The organism is Mesorhizobium sp. Cs1299R1N1, assembly GCF_037179655.1.
GTDB lineage: Bacteria > Pseudomonadota > Alphaproteobacteria > Rhizobiales > Rhizobiaceae > Mesorhizobium > Mesorhizobium salmacidum.
Genome location: NZ_JAPYKR010000009.1, coordinates 265567 through 281173, shown reverse-complemented (window position 1 = coordinate 281173; position 15607 = coordinate 265567). Strand labels below are relative to the sequence as shown.

The following is a 15607-nucleotide window of genomic DNA, read 5'->3' as shown; positions in this document are numbered from 1 at the left end:
AGAAGAGCTTCGCCTCAGAGGCCGTTGTCCTTCAGCACCTGGGCGGCGTTTTCCTTGGTGATCTTCTCCGTCGGCAAGGTGATGGTCTTTTCCACCTTCTCGCCCTTGAGGAACTTGATCGCCTGGCGCAAGCCTTCGGCACCTGGGGTGACATAGGTGAACGTCGCCGTCAGCTCACCCTTGTTCACCATTTGCACGCCTTCGTTGGGCAGGCCGTCGATGCCGATGAACTTGATGTCCTTCTCGCGGCCGACATCCTTGGCGGCGAGATAGGCGCCGTAGGCCATTGGGTCGTTATGGCCGTAGACGAGATCGATCTTCTCGTTGGTCTTCAGCGCGTTGGCCATCAAATTGTAGGCCTGGTCCTGCTTCCAGTCGCCCGACTGCTGGTCGAGCAGATATTTGATGCCCGGCTCCTTGTCGGTGAATTCATGGAAGCCGTCATGACGGTCATGCGCCGGCTGGGTGCCCATGCCGCCCCAGATCTCGACGACATTGCCTGCTGCCTTGCCCTTGCCGCCGAGCAGTTCGACGGCATATTCACCGGCCGCACGGCCGATCAGCTTGTTGTCACCGCCGACGAACTGCGTGTAGTCCTTGGTGTCGACATTGCGGTCGAGCACGAAGACCGGGATCTTGGCGTCGATCGCCTGCTGCACTACGCCGGTCAGGCCAGCCGATTCCTTCGGCGATACCAGCAGCGCGTCGACCTCCTGGCGGATCAGGTTCTCGACGTCGGCGACCTGCTTCTCGGTCTTGTCCTCGCCATCGGTGATGATCAGCTCGACCTCCGGATGCTTGGCGGCCTCGGCAATGATGTCCTTGTTGAACTGGGCGCGCCAGGGCTCGATGGTGGTCACCTGCGAGAAGCCGATCTTCCATTTCTTGTCCTGGGCGAAGGCATGGCCGGTGGAGAGCAGTGCCGTGGTGGTCAGCAATGCCGCGCCGAGTGCGGCAAGCTTCAGCATGTCACGTCGTTTCATTTCTTGTTTCCTCCGAGATTGAGAGACGGTGTCTCTTGCGACGGCCGTTTTGCGGCGGCCGTTTCCTTGTGCGCCGCTCCAGGCAGGCGCAGATAGGCCAGCAGATCACCGGCATTGCGCTCCTGTACGAGCACGGTGCCGATGATGATCATCCCCTTCAGCACCAGCTGAAGGTTCGAATTGATGTTGTGGAGCTGCAATATGTTGGAGAGCAGCCCGAAGATCAGCACGCCGCAGAAGGTGCCTATCAGGCTGCCGCGTCCACCCATCAGGCTGGTGCCGCCAATGACCACGGCGGCGATTGCGTCGAGCTCCAGCCCGGCGCCGGCGTCGGGCTTGCCTTGTCGGTACTGTGCCACGTAGAGCACCGCGGCAATGCCGGCGAGCAGGCCTGATATGGCGTAGGTGGCGATCTTGACGCGCCCGGCGGCGATGCCGGAAAGCCGGGCTGCCTCCTCATTGCCGCCGATGGCATAGACATAGCGGCCGAACGGCGTGAAGCGCAGCACCGCGCCATAGATGACGATGGCGCCGAGGAAGAACAGGCCGGGCATGGGGATAACGCCGAACACCAGCGAGCGCAGCAGCTCAAAGTCGGCGGTGGCGTTGGAACCGGTATAGACCGGCAGCACGGCATTGTTCTGGCCGGCGGTGAGCCGGGCGATGCCGAGAGCCGTCACCATCATCGCCAGCGTGACGATGAAGGGTTGCAGCCGTCCGCCGACGATGATGAAACCGTTGATGGCGCCGAACAGCAGGCCGACGCAGGGCGCCACCAGCAGCACGCCGAGAACGCCGAATTTGGGTTCGATCTGCGGCAGCAGGTACCAGAGCGAAAGGCAGCACAGGACGACGCCGACGATTGCCGGCGTGACCAGGCCACGAGCGGTGTCCAGCCTGACATCGCGCGCGGCGGCATCCGCGCCGGCGCGGGATTTCTCCAAATTGAGGAAGATGAAGCGCGTGACGACGATGCCGAGGCACAGCGCGACCAGCGCAACGGTCGGCACGCCCAGCACGACGCCGGGCGTCACGCCCGGAACCGTCAGCAGCATGGCGCACACCACCGAGCAGATGGCCATCAGCGAGCCGACGGAAAGGTCGATGCCGCCGGTGATGATCACCGCCGTCATGCCGGTCGCGATCAGCCCGGTGGTCGACACCTGGCGCAGCACGTCGAGCAGATTGCCGTAGGACAGGAAGATGTTGTTGCCCTTGGAACTCACCGGCGAGCCGAGAACGCCAATCAGGAAGATAGCGATCAGGCCCCAATAGAGCTTGGTGCGGGACAGGAGTTTCAGTGCGGTCATGCGGCGGGTCTCGATAGGGTCCGGCGCGGCGCCGCGAGGCGCATGATGGCCTCCTCGCTCGCCGCGTCGCGGGAAAGGATGCCTGTCTGGCGGCCGTCGGCCATCACCAGGATGCGGTCGGAAAGATGCAGCAATTCCGGCAGCTCGGAGCTGATGACGGCGATGGCGAGGCCATCGCGCGCCAGCCGGAAGATGAGGTCGTAGATCTCGCGCTTGGCGCCGACATCGATGCCGCGCGTCGGCTCGTCGAGCAACAGCACCCTTGGCCTCGTCGCCAGCCATTTGCCGATGACGACCTTCTGCTGGTTGCCGCCCGACAGCGTGCCGGCGGGCTGGTCGATATCCCGGCAGCGGATGCCGAGCGCCTTGACCGCCTGCCGCGCCAGCCCCTGTTCGCCGGCCAGCGAACGGATGCCGAAGCGGGCCAGCGCGCCGACCAGCGGCAGCGCCACATTGTCCGATATCGAGGCCTGCAGATGCAGGCCTTGCGTCTTGCGGTCCTCGGTGACCAGCGCGATGCCCAGCCGCCGCGCATCGCGTGGTGAGCGGATATCCACCGGCTGGCCGTCGAGCCTGATCTCGCCGCCGGCACGGCCATCGCTCGCGCCGAAGATCGCTTCCATGATCTCGGTGCGGCCGGAGCCCAGCAGGCCGCCAATGCCCAGAATCTCTCCGGCGGCCAGATCGAAGCTGACGCCGCCGATCACCTGCCGCCAGCCCTGGCGGTCGGGCTTCGACAGCGACAGGTCGCTGACCGAAAGCACGGTCCTGCCGCCGGGATCCCGCTCGTCGTGAGAGGATGCGAGCAGGTCCCGACCGACCATCGCCGAAATGATGGCATTCTCGTCAAGCTCGGCCATCGGCCGTGTCAGCACATGGCGTCCGTCGCGGAAGACGGTGACGCGGCCGGCCAGATGCATGACCTCGTCGATGCGGTGCGAGATGTAGACGATGGCGACACCGCTATCGGCAAGCTGGCCGATGATGCGGAACAGCCGCTGGCATTCGGCCGGCGACAGCGCCGAGGTCGGCTCGTCCATGATCAGCATGCGCGCCGACATCGACAGCGCCTTGGCGATCTCGACCAGCTGCTGTTCGCCGACACGCAAGGCACCGACGCGTGCGTCCGAATCGAGTTCGATGCCGAGCCGCTGCAGGAGGGCGCTTGCCGCGCGGCTGCTCGCCTTGCGGTCGACGATCAGTCCCGCGATCAGCTTCTCGCGGCCGAGAAAGATGTTGTCGGCGACGCTGAGCTCCGGCACCAGGTTGAGTTCCTGGTGGATGATGGCGATGCCCGCGTCCTCGGCATCGCGCACGCCGGCGAAGCTGACCGGCCGGCCGTCGATACTGACCGTGCCTTCGTAGCCGGTATAGACGCCGGACAGGATCTTCATCAGCGTCGACTTGCCGGCGCCGTTCTCGCCCATCAAGGCATGGACTTCGCCGCGCCGCAATTCGAAGCCGACGTCGACCAGGGCGGCGATGCCGCCAAAACTCTTGGAAATATGCTCGGCACTCAGAACGATGTCCGAGCGATCCGACGCCGCACTGCGCGTCGAGGAAAGGGAATTGTTCTGTTCCATGACAATAGCGGCCTCCCTTCCGTCCTCGTCAGCTACGCGAACGCTAATCTAAACGTTTCGATCATGTCAAGCCGATATGGGGGTATCGCAACTTTGATGCATTTCGATTCTTGCCTAAAACGACAAGATTCCGTAGGTATTGGCGGCAAGGGGCGGCGAAACGTTTCGAAAATGACAGCGTCAGGGCGAAAAAAACAGCGCAAATCCACCGCACCCACCATGCTTCACGTGGCTGAAGCGGCGCGTGTCTCGGTCGCCACCGTGTCGGCGCTGATCAACGGCACGGCGACCGTCAGCCCGGAGCTCAGCCAGCGCATCGAGCAGGCGATCCGCGATATCGGCTACAAGCGCAACGCCATCGCCCGCAGCCTGAAGATGGGCACGACGCGCACCATCGGCCTGACCGTTCCGCACATCACCAACCCCTTCTTCACCGATGTCGTCTCGGTCATCCAGCAGGCCTTCGACCGCGCCGGCTACGCCGTCATGCTGTGCTGCACCGACGAGGATTTGAACACTCAGGACGACCAGATCAGGCTGCTGCTCGACCGCATGGTCGACGGGCTGATCGTGGCGCGCGTCGGTGACGGCGCGATCCTCAAGCGGATCGTCGCCGACGCCAATGTGCCGGTCGTGCTGATGGATCGTCTGTGCGAGGGCGTCGACACCGACGCCGTGGTACTCGACAACCAGCGCGCGGTGTTCGACGCCATGAGCTATTTGATCAATCTCGGCCACCGCCGCATTGGTTACATTACCGGCACCTCGGACATTTCACCCATGCATGACCGCATGACCGGATATCGCGAGGCGCTCCAGGCCGCCGGCTTGCCGGTGGCCGAAGAGCTGGTTCGCTCCGGCAATTTCCACGAGATCGACGGCTACAACGCAACCATGCAGCTGCTGTCGCTGCATGACCGGCCAAGCGCGATCTTCTCGGCCAACAACCCGATGGTGATCGGAACCATGAAGGCGATCCGCGACATCGGGCTGTCCTGTCCGGAGGATATTTCGGTAGCCTGCTTCGACGATTTTCCTTGGTCCGACGTGTTCCAGCCTCAACTGACCACGGTGGCGCAGCCGGTGCAGGCGATCGGCGAACAGGCGGCCAATCTGCTGCTCGACCGTCTCGCCGGCAACCGGGATGCGCCACCGCGCAAGCTCGTCCTCAAGGGCCGGCTGATGATCCGCAACTCATGCCGGCCGCTGGGCGCGGTGGTGCACAGCGTGAGTGCCTAAATGCCGAAAGTGTGAAGCGGTTTTCGGATAAGGTCGTGCTGAGATTGATCAGGACGTGAAAACACCAGAACATAGTTCTTGCAGTTTCGAAAAGACGCCCTTGCCGCCCGTGATGACCTGTGTCCCGCTCTGCAGCACCGTCTTCGGATCCGCCTTCAGGATCGTGCCGCCGGCTTCCTCGATCAGCAGCATGCCGGCCACGCAGTCCCACGGGTTCATGTGTTCTTCCACATAGCCGAGCAGCCGCCCCGAGGCGACATAGGCAAGCATCAGCGCGCCGGACGCATTGCGGAAGAAGACGCCGCCCTCGGCCAGGATTTTCTTGATCAGCACGGCGATGTTTTCGGCCTCGGCCCGGTTTGAGAAGCCGGTGCCCACCGAGCCCTCTTCCAGGCTGGCCGCCGCACTTGTCTTGACCGGCCTGCCGTTGACGAAGGCGCCGCCGCCCAGCCTTCCGTGGAAGGTCTCGCCGGTCGACGGCTCGTGGATGACGCCGACGATCGTCTCTCCATCACGGGCGCAGGCGATCACCACGCACCAGGCCGGAATGCCGCGGACGAAATTGGCGGTTCCGTCGATGGGGTCGATCACCCAGACATGGCCTGTCGAGCCGGCGACCGAGGCGTGCTCCTCGCCGACGATGCCGTCTTGCGGATAGTCGGCGGCGATTGCCGCGCGGATGAACAGCTCGACCTCGCGGTCGGCCTGCGAGACCAGGTCCTGATGGCCCTTGCTCTCGATGGTCAGGCTGTCGAGATCGCGGAAATATTTCAGGCCGAGTTCGCCGGCGCGCCGCGCCAGATCAATCGCAAACTGCTCGCGTCTATCGAGATCATGGGGCAAGGCAAGGCTCGCTGTTGCGAAGGATACCCGCATTTAGCAGAGCATCGACGTCGGCAAAAGCGGCTGGCGGCCTATTCGTTTCAGGCGGCCTGTGACAGAGGTTTGTGAGCCTCGGCCAAAATCTCGAAGGAGCGCACGCGGGCGGCGTGATCGAAGATCTGGGCGGTGACCATCAGCTCGTCGGCTCCGGTGCGGCGCACGAAGGCATCGATGCCCTGGCGGACCGTTTCCGGCGAGCCGACGACGGCGCAGGACAGCGCCTGGCCGAGCATGGTTTTGGCCATCGGGTCGAGATCGCGATCATAATTCTCGACGGGCGGCGGCAATCGTCCGGGCCTGCCGGTTCGCAGATTGACGAAGGCCTGCTGCAGCGAGGTGAACAGCAGCCGTGCCTCGGCGTCGGTGGGTGCTGCAAAGACGTTGAGGCCGAGCATGACATGTGGCTTGTCGAGTTGCTCGGACGGCTGGAAGCGCGAGCGGTAGATGTCCAGCGCGTGGTCCAGTTCCGCCGGCGCGAAATGCGAGGCGAAGGCGTAGGGCAGGCCGAGCATGGCGGCGAGCTGCGCGCCGTAGAGGCTCGACCCAAGAATCCAGATCGGCACCGTCTGGCCTTCGCCGGGCACGGCGCGCAGGCGCTGGCCCTCCTCGGCGGGCAGGAAATAGCCCATCAGCTCGACGACATCCTGCGGGAAATTGTCGACGCCGGCCTCGAGGTTGCGGCGCAGCGCCCGCGCCGTGTTCATGTCGGTGCCGGGCGCCCGGCCGAGGCCGAGATCGATCCGGCCGGGAAACAAGGCGGCCAGCGTGCCGAACTGCTCGGCGATCACCAGCGGCGCATGATTGGGCAGCATGATGCCGCCGGCGCCGACGCGAATGGTCTTGGTGCCGCCGGCGACATGGGCGATGACGACAGCCGTTGCGGCACTGGCGATGCCTGGCATGTTGTGGTGCTCGGCCAGCCAGTAGCGCTTGTAGCCGAGCCGCTCGGCGTGGCGAGCGAGATCGAGCGAATTGGCAAGCGAGTGTGAGGCATCGCTGCCTTCGACGATCGGCGACAGGTCGAGAACGGAAAGTTCGGTCATATGCTGGTCTCCACGATCTTCTTCTCGCGCACCCGGACCTCGAAGGCCGTGCGGTCGGGAATGGTGACGCCGAGCTGGCCTTCCAGCGTGTCGGCAAGCTCGGCGGCAGTGGCGATATGCTTCTGCTCGGTGCGGCCATCGATGTGATGGATGGACAGGCGATCGCCGCGCAGCCCGTAGCGCCGGTCGGGCGCGGCGCGCGCCGCCGAAACCGAGGTCAGGAAATGCGATGCCGGATTGGTCGACAGGAAATAATTGGCGATGGAATAGTCGACCTCATATTGCGGCTGCAGGTCGAAGCGATACAGCGAGCGCCAGTCGCCGCCGATGGCGGCCTGCAGGCGGAAGTGATCGCCGGTTTCGGCGATGCGGAACGTTTCGTGCGGGGTCGTCTGTTCGAGGCCAGGCTCGAACAGCAGCGGGGCGGTCAGGGTCAGGCCGCCGAAGCCGACATCGGCTATATAGGTCCGGCCATCGAGCTCGACGCGCAAAAGCATGTGGCTGCGCGCAGTGATCGCGTCCTCGCTCTGACCCCAGAGCACACGCGCGGCAAGGCCGCCGACCTCGAAGCCAAGCGCCTTCAGCGCATGCATGAAGAGGAGATTGTGCTCGAAGCAATAGCCGCCACGCCCGGCAAGGACGATCTTGTCCTGCAGCGATGCGGCGTCCAATCGGACCGGGCGCCCCAGAAACGGATCCATGTTCTCGAAGGGGATTGCCTGCGGATGCAGGAAATGGAGCGTCTTCAGCGTGTCGAGCGAAACATCCCTGGACCCGGCATGGCCGATCCGGGCGAAATAGGCGTCGAGGTTAACGGGAGCGTCGTTCATCGGAAGGGCACCGGGCACTGATCGGGCGGATATAGGCATTCGAACCCGCCGCCGCAAACCGTACGCCGGTTAGCCGGCGGCCGTCCCGTCCTGCTCCTCGGCGTCCTCGTCCATGACCGCCGTATGTTGGGCGGCGAGAAAATTGCCGACATGGCTAAGGCTCTTGAAATGGTCGCAGAACACCTTGACGACGACCAGCAGCGGCACCGCCATCAGCGCGCCGACGAAGCCCCACAGCCATGACCAGAATGCGATGGCTATGAAGATCGCCACGGCGTTGATCTCGAGCCGCCGCCCGACCACCATCGGCGTCACGAACTGACCTTCGATGATGTCACACAACACCAGGAAGGCAGGCGCCAGCAACGCGTAGGCGATCGTGTCGAAGCTGATCAGTGCGATGACCGTAACCAGGACGAACGTGATCATGGCCCCGACATAGGGCAGGAAATTGAGCAGGGCGGCAGCCGCGCCCCAGACCAGCGGATTGGGCATGCCGAGCGCCCACAGGCCGAGGCCGATGACCGTGCCGAGGCCGATGTTGATGGTGGTGACAGTGAGCAGATAGTGCGAAATTTCCCGCTCGACGTCGTAGACGACGCGCAGCGCCCGCTTCTTTTCGGTGAGGCTGGCGAAGGACTGGATGATCTTTTCGTAGAACATCGTGCCCGAGGCGAGCAGGAACAGCGACAACACGAAGATGATGGTCAGGCTTGTCCCGGCCGACAGAATGTTGCTCGCCGCCGATGAGAGGAAGCCCGACTGCGCTACCGCGACCTTTTGCACGCCCGGTTCCTGCGATGTCTCGGTCAGCCCTTCGATCTGGTGCGCAATATCCATGATCCTCTCGACCGGCCGCCGCAGCTGCGCCAAGCGTTCGGTCAGTTGCTGGCCGATGGACGAGGTGTTGTTGATGAGATCGATGACCGGGCCACTGAGCACATAGCCGGCGCTCGCGAAGACGAAGATGGACACAAGCACCAGAAGCGTCGCCGAAATCACTTCGGGAATGCCGCGCTTGCGCAGCAGCCGCACGATCGGCGTCAGTGTCAGCGTCAGCAGGAAGGCCAGCATGACCGGCATGAAGAAGGCACGCGCGAAATAGAGCGCATAGACGGTCATGAACAGGAAGATGCCGATGAGCAGCGAGCGCATCAGGCGCGTATCGGCGCGCGCATCGGCGCGCGTCGCCACACGCGACTCGTCAGCTTCGGCAACGCCTGCGCCCAAAGCGGCGGATTCAGCTTTCATCGTGGTCCCTCGGCGGCACACCACAACTGATGCAATCCGCACACGGAAAACGTCGGCACGGCTTCAAGGTTCCGTTAGCCGGGCAGCGATGGCACGGCCGTCGTTGCGGGGTCCTGCCGCCGATAGCTCAACGGACGGCTCGGCAGCGAGTGTTCCGTATTACATGCCGTGTAATTGAGGCCGGGCACGTGGCGGGCCTAGTACGAGAGCGGGCCTTCGCAATCTTGGGACCGCAAGGCTGGCGCTGCGAGGATATCGCCGCGCGATTACGCCCTACCCTGAAAGAGGACATTCACGATGCAGAGATTTACCCTTCAAACAACCGAGTCGGCGCCGGAGAAATCCAGGCCCGCATTGAAGGCGCTTGAGGAGAGGTTTGGCTTTCTTCCGAACGTCATGGCGACGATGGCCAACAATCCGGTTCTCCTCAACGGTTTCGTCAGCAGCTTCGGCAGTTTTCACGGCGGAAGCTTCGACGAGATCGAGAAGCAGGTGCTGCTGCTGACCAATGCGGTCACCATCAAATGCCCCTGGACCGTCGCCGCGCATTCGACATTCGCCATCGAGGACGGGATTGCCGAAAGCGAAGTCAAGGCGATCCGGGATGGCAGGTTGCCGTCGGACCCGAAATATGCGGCACTCTCGGCGCTGACGAGGGCGCTGATCGAAAACAAGGGAAACGTGAGCGATGCGGACATCGATGCGTTTACTTCGGCGGGCTATTCGAAGGCCCAGATCCTGGAAGTGGTAACCGGTGTCGGCGTCTCCACCATGGCGGCGACCACCACCAACATGGCTGGCACGCCGATCGAGGAACGCTTCCAGCCGCAGGCATGGTCTCCCGCCGCCGCGATGGCGGCCTGACCCGATCGACGGCGCATGGACCGGCCGGTGCCGTGCGCCGTCGAGCAATACTTGATCGCATCGGCGTGTATCGTTCGAGGGACTGCGAGGACAGCGGGTTATGAAGACAAATCCCGGAACGGCCATGACACCCGACCTGGGCACGCTCTTGCGTTACTGGCGCGATGTGCGTGGCAGAAGTCAGCTTGATCTGTCTCTCGATACCGGCATTTCGCAAAGGCAGATCAGTTTCATCGAAAGCGGACGCAGCGTTCCCGGCCGTGAGACCTTGATGGCGATCGCCCGGGCGCTCGAAGTCCCCTTGCGCGAGCGCAACGCCTTGCTTCTGGCGGCAGGCTACGCGCCGATGTTTTCCGAAGGCGCCTGGGATTCCGTGGAAATGAAGAGCGTGACCGATGCCTTGACGCGCATCTTGCGGCAGCATGAACCCTATCCGGCGCTGGTCATGGACCGGTACTGGAATGTGCTGATGACCAACGAAGCCGCGCCGCTCTTCTTCGGCTGTTTTCTCGACATGGCCGCTCGTGAAGGGCCGCGCAACATGCTCCACCTCATGTTCGATCCCGAAGGCATGCGCCCGTTCGTCGCCAATTGGCCTGACGTGGCGCGGAGCCTGTTCGAGCGGGTCTATCGCGAATCCATCGGCCGCGTCGTCGACGAAAAGACCAAGGAGTTGCTGGCGGCGCTGCTCGCCTATCCGGATGTGAACAGTGATTGGAAAAATCCGGTGGCGATCGGCTTCATGCCGGTCATTCCGCTCGGCTTCATCAAGGACGGTCGCCGCCTGAACTATTTTTCGATGGTCACCACGGTGGGTACCCCCCAAACCGTCGCCGCCCAGGAACTGCGCATCGAGTGCATGTTCCCGGCCGACGAAGCGACCGAAATCCATCATGCCGCGATGATGGATACGGCCTCGCACCGGGCAATGCGATAAGCAGGCCTATTCGAGGGCCCATGGAACAAGGCCCTGTCCTTGCGAGGCCCCATTAAGTTCACGCGACAGGCGCCGCCACGGCCGGCGCGGGTTTCGCCGTTTCCTTGCGCACGACCGGCGCCACCTTGGTGCCGTAAAGCTCGATCGCCTTCATGATCTTGGCGTGTGGCATGGTGCCGATCGCCATTTGCAAGAGGAAGCGGTCGTTGCCGAATATCCTGTGCTGGGCGACGATCTTTTCCGCCACCTGCTCCGGATTGCCGACGAACAGGGCACCATTGGGACCACGCGACTGGTCGAAATGCGCGCGCGATGTCGGGCCCCAGCCGCGCTCTCGACCGATGCGGTTCATCACTTCCGCCTGCGGGCCGTAGAAGTCGTCCGCCGCCTGCTCGGTCGTCTCGGCGATGAAGCCATGCACGTTGATGCTGGTGGCCAACCCTGCCGGATCGCTGCCGGCCCGCTTGGCTGCCTCACGGTAGATGTCGAACAGCGGCGCGAAGCGCGCTGGCTCGCCGCCGATGATGGCAAGCGCCAGCGGCAGGCCGAGCGCGCCGGCGCGGGCGGCCGATTGTGGCGTTCCTCCAATGGCGATCCAGACCGGCAGCCTGTCCTGGAAGGGCCTGGGATAGATGCCGCGATCGTTGATCGGCGCGCGCAGATTGCCTGACCAGGTCACCTTCACCTGATCGCGGATGGCGAGCAGCAAGTCGAGCTTTTCGGCGAACAGCTCGTCATAGTCTTCGAGATTGTAGCCGAACAGCGGGAAGGATTCGATGAACGATCCGCGCCCGGCCATGATCTCGGCGCGGCCGCCCGACAACAGGTCTAGCGTGGAAAACTGCTGAAAAACGCGCACCGGATCATCGGAGGACAGGACGGTGACCGCGCTGGTCAGTCTGATGCGCTTCGAACGCTCCGCCGCCGCTGCCAAAGCCACGACCGGCGCCGAGGCGGCATAGTCCGGCCGATGGTGTTCGCCGAGGCCAAAGACATCGAGCCCGACCTGGTCGGCCAGTTCGATCTCCTCGATCAGGTTGCGCAGCCGCTCATGCGGGCCGATGGCGCCGGGACCCGGCACAGGGCTCACATCGGCAAAAGTGTAGAGGCCGAGTTCCATTTGGATGTCATCCCAGTGTGTTGATTGTCGCGCTAGAGGTAGCGACACGCCCGCCACGTCGCCAGAGGGCGGCTGGTGAACAGTGCATGTCGATTTCGGCGGGAAATGCGTCTCCCCGGTGCAACATCCCGGAATTTCATGGCTGGCATGCCGTTTTGGCGCTTGAACTCCCGGTTTTCGCGCGTATGTAAGCGTCGCGAATAGACTTCAAGGAAGTGGACTTGGCTATCTACAGGGAAAAAGACATTTTCGAGCGGCGCAATGCCGCGACCGAGGCAAAGAAGGCGCTTCTGGAGCGCTTCAAGTCAAAGCCGGCAGCAGACGATCCTGCGGTGCTGGCACGACAGGCCGAACGCAAGGCGATCCTTGCGGCCCGGGAGATCCGCGAGGCCGAGAAGGCCAAGCTGAAGCAGGAAAAGCTGGCGCGCGAAGCGGTTGAGAAGGCCGAGCGTGAGGCCGCAGCCGAAGCGGCGCGCATTGCCGCCGAAGAGGCAGCGCAAGCGGATGCCAAGCTTCGGGAAGCTGAAGAGAACGAGCGTATTGCTCGTTTGCTTGCCGATGAAGCCGAGCGCAAGGCAAAGCGCGACGCGCGCTATGCGGCACGCAAGCAGCGCACCGGCAGGACACCTCCCGGCTTTACGGGTCGCTAAGAGCGCACTCGCCGCGACGGATGATGAACAAGGGACGCGCCAAGGCGCGGCCCTTTTCGCGTTTGTCCATGCCGCCCACCGGAAGCCCCTGCATCCCTGGATGTCGGCGCGGACGATACCGTCTGCCGGCGGACAGGGTCGTTCAAGCCGCGAATTTCAGCCCCATGATACCACAGACGATCAACGCGATGCAGCCGAGCCTGACCGCCGTGGTGGGCTCGCCCAGCAGCCAGACGCCGAGCAGCGCCGTGCCGACGGTGCCGATACCGGTCCACACCGCATAGGCGGTGCCGACAGGCAGCGCCTTCAGCGCCAGGCCGAGCAAGGTGAGGCTGACGATCATCGAAGCGACCGTGAGCACGGTCGGGACAAGCCTGGTGAAGCCGTCGGTATATTTGAGGCCGATCGCCCACCCGATTTCGAACAGGCCGGCGAAAAACAGAAAAGTCCAGGACATCGCAACGCTCCATCGGAACATCCAGCCTCTCCGGCCTCGGATGCTCAGTCGACATGGCGGGTCGTCCCGACCGAATTTTTCGGAAAGTGCGAGGTCGTCCCCGCGTCGTCGACATAGGGCTGTCCGAACGCCCGATCAACACGTGCCGGCGGCATTGTCGAATGCCGCCGGTGAAGTCCCGCCCCGTCGGGTTGCGGAGACTTACTTTTCCTTGATCCTCATTGCCTTGACCGGCGGCGCCTTCAGGGCCGGAGCGGCTACAGGCTTCTTGGCGTCTTTCTTTGGTTTGCGGGCTTCCTTGCCTGCCTTCATCGCACCTTTGGCCATGATTCGTTCCTCCTGTTGCGGGAGACGGAGTGAAACAAGACAAACGCCGGACTGCAAGAGGCTAGTGCTTGCTGCCAACGCCGGCAGGCCGCTTTCAACCGGTTTCTAATTTGCTCGTAAACCCCGGCGGTCCATGCCATGGTTGTCTTCGCACTGCAGCATCGACCCGTGCAACGCCGGGTGATCGTCAGGCAGGCCGGTCAGGACGACAATGCGGATCCACATCGGCTGCGAGATGAGCTTCGACTTCCCGCAGGAGACGCCGCTCATCGCAATGCTCAATGTCCATTATTCCCGCGCTTCCGATCTTGAGCGTCCGGATTTCCTGACCTCCAGCCCGCCGGTCCCGATTGAAAGTTATCGCGACAGTTTCGGAAACTGGTGCAACCGGTTCGTCGCCCCGCCCGGGCGTTTCACTTTCGGCACCGATGCGGTGATCCGCGACCCCGGCACATTCGAGATGGGCGAGCCGATGGCGTGGCAGCACGAGGTGCGCGACCTGCCGGCGGAAACGCTCCTGTTCCTGCTGCCCAGCCGGTTTTGCGAAAGCGACCTCTTGGCAAGCGAGGCATGGCGGCTGTTCGGCCATACGCCGCCCGGCATCCTGCGCGTGCAGGCGGTGTGCGATTTCGTCCACAATCACATCGCCTTCGACTACGGCAACGCACGGGTGACGCGCACCGCCGCGGAAGCCTGGCGCGAACGGAGTGGCGTGTGCCGCGATTTCGCGCATCTCGCCGTCACATTCTGCCGGGCACTCAATATCCCGACGCGCTACTGCACAGGCTACATCAGCGACATCGGCATGCCGAAGCCCTGGGCGAGCATGGATTTCTGCGCCTGGATGGAGGTCTACCTCGGCGGCCGCTGGCACGCTTTCGATCCGCGCAACAACGCGCCACGTATCGGCCGCATCCTGATCGCCTCGGGCCGTGACGCGGCGGACGTGCCGCTGACCCATATTTTCGGGCCAGGCATGCTTGCGGGCTTCAAGGTATGGACGGACGAAATCCAGGAATAGCTGGCGTTGTTGCCAGCAGGTTTCGAAGACGTTGAACGACCCGACGATTGGCGCGTTGTGATGGCTGTGCAACTCCGCGGCAGGGCCGCTACATCGTATCTCAAAGAGGATAGACCTGCATGGCAGGGCATGGCGGCTCCAGAACAGTCATCTATGCGGCGCTCGCCGGCAACCTCGCCATAGCGCTGACCAAGTTCGCCGCGGCCTTTTTCACCGGCAGTTCGGCCATGCTGTCGGAAGGCGTGCATTCGCTGGTCGATACCGGTAATGGCGGCCTGCTGCTTTACGGCATGCACCGGGCCGCACGCCCGGCCAGCCCCACGCATCCGCTCGGCCACGGCCGTGAACTCTATTTCTGGAGCTTCATCGTCGCCCTTCTGGTCTTCGCGCTGGGCGCCGGCGTGTCCTTCTACGAGGGCATCATCCACATCATGGCGCCGGAACCGGTCGCCAACGTCAAGGTGAACTACGTCGTTCTCGGCCTGTCCTTCCTGTTCGAAGGCAGTTCCTGGCTGGTGGCGCTGAAGGAATTCCGCAAGCAAAAAGGCAAGCAAGGCTGGCTGGAAGCCGTGCAATCGAGCAAGGACCCGAGCGTCTATACAGTGCTGTTCGAAGACAGCGCGGCCCTTCTCGGCCTGACCGTCGCCTTTGCCGGCATATCGGCGGCGGAGATTTTCGAGATGCCCGAACTCGACGGCGCCGCCTCGATCGGCATCGCGCTCATCCTCGGCGCGACAGCGATCTTCCTGGCGCGTGAAAGCAAGGGCCTGCTCATCGGTGAACCGGCCTCACCCGAGGTGCAGAGGAAGGTGCTGGCGATCGTCCAGCAGGATCCGGCGGTGCAGCGGGCGAACGGTGTGCTGACCGTGCATATGGGACCGGAAGAGATCGTTGCCGCCCTGAGCATCGAATTCGAGGACCATCTGGCGGCGCCGGACATCGAGGCCTGCGTCGAGCGTCTCGAGGCCCGGCTAAGGAAGGAAATGCCTGAGATCACGCGGCTATTCGTCAAGCCGCAGACGTCAGGCACCTGGGAAAAGCGGCGCAAGCTGATCGAATCCGCGTCTGGATAGAGTTTGGCCATGATCCGAAAATCCCCTCTTCCTGATC

At 63.5% G+C, this 15607-nt stretch carries 16 protein-coding genes; 6 read left to right on the top strand and 10 right to left on the bottom strand.

All coding sequences use genetic code 11. The features are described from left to right. Window positions 1-14 precede the first annotated feature (14 nt). Genes O7A70_RS21305 through O7A70_RS21295 form a run of 3 tightly spaced genes read right to left on the bottom strand, consistent with a single transcriptional unit; the run spans window position 15 to window position 3876 of the window. Window positions 15-983, bottom strand: coding sequence for a substrate-binding domain-containing protein (locus O7A70_RS21305; RefSeq protein ID WP_027143800.1), 969 nt, complete (start codon window positions 981-983; stop codon window positions 15-17). After that, on the bottom strand, window positions 980-2293 hold the full coding sequence (locus tag O7A70_RS21300) for an ABC transporter permease (RefSeq protein ID WP_337142159.1): 1314 nt from the start codon (window positions 2291-2293) through the stop codon (window positions 980-982). Before O7A70_RS21300 ends, O7A70_RS21305 begins: the two co-directional genes overlap by 4 nt. Then, window positions 2290-3876 (bottom strand): sugar ABC transporter ATP-binding protein, encoded by a 1587-nt coding sequence (locus O7A70_RS21295; protein ID WP_337142157.1) that lies wholly within the window; start codon window positions 3874-3876, stop codon window positions 2290-2292. Before O7A70_RS21295 ends, O7A70_RS21300 begins: the two co-directional genes overlap by 4 nt. 219 nt (window positions 3877-4095) lie before the next feature. On the opposite strand from O7A70_RS21295, the gene O7A70_RS21290 reads away from it, so the two are divergent. Continuing rightward, window positions 4096-5115, top strand: a complete 1020-nt coding sequence (locus O7A70_RS21290) for a LacI family DNA-binding transcriptional regulator (protein ID WP_337142155.1) — start codon at window positions 4096-4098, stop codon at window positions 5113-5115. Between the two features lie 48 nt (window positions 5116-5163). On the opposite strand, the gene O7A70_RS21285 is transcribed toward O7A70_RS21290, so the two are convergent. The 4 genes from O7A70_RS21285 to O7A70_RS21270 form a co-directional block, all read right to left on the bottom strand. After that, on the bottom strand, window positions 5164-5958 hold the full coding sequence (locus O7A70_RS21285; protein ID WP_140715474.1) for an inositol monophosphatase family protein: 795 nt from the start codon (window positions 5956-5958) through the stop codon (window positions 5164-5166). Between the two features lie 80 nt (window positions 5959-6038). Then, window positions 6039-7040, bottom strand: coding sequence for an LLM class flavin-dependent oxidoreductase (locus O7A70_RS21280; protein WP_337142154.1), 1002 nt, complete (start codon window positions 7038-7040; stop codon window positions 6039-6041). Then, window positions 7037-7870, bottom strand: a complete 834-nt coding sequence (locus O7A70_RS21275; protein ID WP_337142152.1) for an arylamine N-acetyltransferase family protein — start codon at window positions 7868-7870, stop codon at window positions 7037-7039. Before O7A70_RS21275 ends, O7A70_RS21280 begins: the two co-directional genes overlap by 4 nt. A gap of 69 nt (window positions 7871-7939) precedes the next feature. Next, window positions 7940-9121 carry an AI-2E family transporter gene (locus tag O7A70_RS21270; protein WP_337142150.1) on the bottom strand — a complete coding sequence of 394 codons (1182 nt, stop codon included), beginning with the start codon at window positions 9119-9121 and terminating at the stop codon, window positions 7940-7942. 297 nt (window positions 9122-9418) lie between these two features. On the opposite strand from O7A70_RS21270, the gene O7A70_RS21265 reads away from it, so the two are divergent. Both O7A70_RS21265 and O7A70_RS21260 read left to right on the top strand, forming a co-directional pair. Beyond that, on the top strand, window positions 9419-9985 hold the full coding sequence (locus O7A70_RS21265) for a carboxymuconolactone decarboxylase family protein (RefSeq protein ID WP_027143807.1): 567 nt from the start codon (window positions 9419-9421) through the stop codon (window positions 9983-9985). Between the two features lie 124 nt (window positions 9986-10109). Continuing rightward, window positions 10110-10922: a helix-turn-helix domain-containing protein gene (locus O7A70_RS21260; RefSeq protein WP_337142149.1), complete on the top strand. Its 813-nt coding sequence runs from the start codon at window positions 10110-10112 to the stop codon at window positions 10920-10922. Between the two features lie 58 nt (window positions 10923-10980). Here the strand turns inward: O7A70_RS21260 and O7A70_RS21255 are convergent, their stop codons facing one another. Further along, on the bottom strand, window positions 10981-12042 hold the full coding sequence (locus O7A70_RS21255) for an LLM class flavin-dependent oxidoreductase (RefSeq protein ID WP_337142147.1): 1062 nt from the start codon (window positions 12040-12042) through the stop codon (window positions 10981-10983). A gap of 221 nt (window positions 12043-12263) precedes the next feature. Between O7A70_RS21255 and O7A70_RS21250 the strand changes: the two genes are divergently transcribed. Further along, on the top strand, window positions 12264-12692 hold the full coding sequence (locus O7A70_RS21250; RefSeq protein ID WP_027143810.1) for a DUF6481 family protein: 429 nt from the start codon (window positions 12264-12266) through the stop codon (window positions 12690-12692). A gap of 142 nt (window positions 12693-12834) precedes the next feature. Here O7A70_RS21250 and sugE read toward each other — a convergent pair whose 3' ends face one another. Together sugE and O7A70_RS21240 are read right to left on the bottom strand one after the other, a co-directional pair. Then, the gene (gene sugE, locus O7A70_RS21245) at window positions 12835-13149 is read right to left on the bottom strand and encodes a quaternary ammonium compound efflux SMR transporter SugE (protein WP_337142145.1); all 315 of its coding nucleotides are present in this window, start codon (window positions 13147-13149) and stop codon (window positions 12835-12837) included. A gap of 201 nt (window positions 13150-13350) precedes the next feature. After that, complete coding sequence (locus O7A70_RS21240; RefSeq protein WP_023772267.1) at window positions 13351-13476, bottom strand: hypothetical protein; 126 nt, start codon at window positions 13474-13476, stop codon at window positions 13351-13353. A gap of 211 nt (window positions 13477-13687) precedes the next feature. On the opposite strand from O7A70_RS21240, the gene O7A70_RS21235 reads away from it, so the two are divergent. Together O7A70_RS21235 and O7A70_RS21230 are read left to right on the top strand one after the other, a co-directional pair. Continuing rightward, the gene (locus tag O7A70_RS21235) at window positions 13688-14497 is read left to right on the top strand and encodes a transglutaminase-like domain-containing protein (protein WP_337142142.1); all 810 of its coding nucleotides are present in this window, start codon (window positions 13688-13690) and stop codon (window positions 14495-14497) included. A 119-nt stretch (window positions 14498-14616) separates the two neighbouring features. Continuing rightward, window positions 14617-15570, top strand: a complete 954-nt coding sequence (locus O7A70_RS21230; RefSeq protein ID WP_337142140.1) for a cation diffusion facilitator family transporter — start codon at window positions 14617-14619, stop codon at window positions 15568-15570. Window positions 15571-15607: the final 37 nt, after the last annotated feature.